Source organism: Burkholderia sp. SIMBA_051 (assembly GCF_046534915.1).
Classification (GTDB): Bacteria; Pseudomonadota; Gammaproteobacteria; order Burkholderiales; family Burkholderiaceae; genus Burkholderia; species Burkholderia ambifaria.
Map to the genome: position 1 here is coordinate 1 of NZ_JAWRXS010000538.1, position 257 is coordinate 257.

Consider the following 257-nt stretch of genomic DNA (forward strand, 5'->3'; position numbering starts at 1 on the left):
TCGATAAAAACTTGTTCGGAGACTAAAGACATGAAACTCAAAGCACCGGCGTCGTTTGCGCTTTCGCTGGCCATAGGCCAAGCACATGCCCAGGGTACCGTGACGCTATACGGGATCGTCGACGAAGGAGTGAACTGGACGTCGAATACAGGCGGCCATACGCTTTACAACCTGACGAGTGGCGGCATTCAAGCGAGTCGTTTGGGCTTCCGAGGTCTCGAGGATCTGGGCGGCGGCATCTCCGTCCTCTTTGTGCT

The 257-nt window shown here is 55.6% G+C and carries 1 protein-coding gene; it reads left to right on the forward strand.

The genetic code is table 11. The annotated features are described in order from the left end of the window. Positions 1-30: 30 nt before the first annotated feature. Positions 31-257: porin (locus SB771_RS35620; RefSeq protein ID WP_410722121.1), on the forward strand; the 227-nt coding region annotated here is incomplete at its 3' end.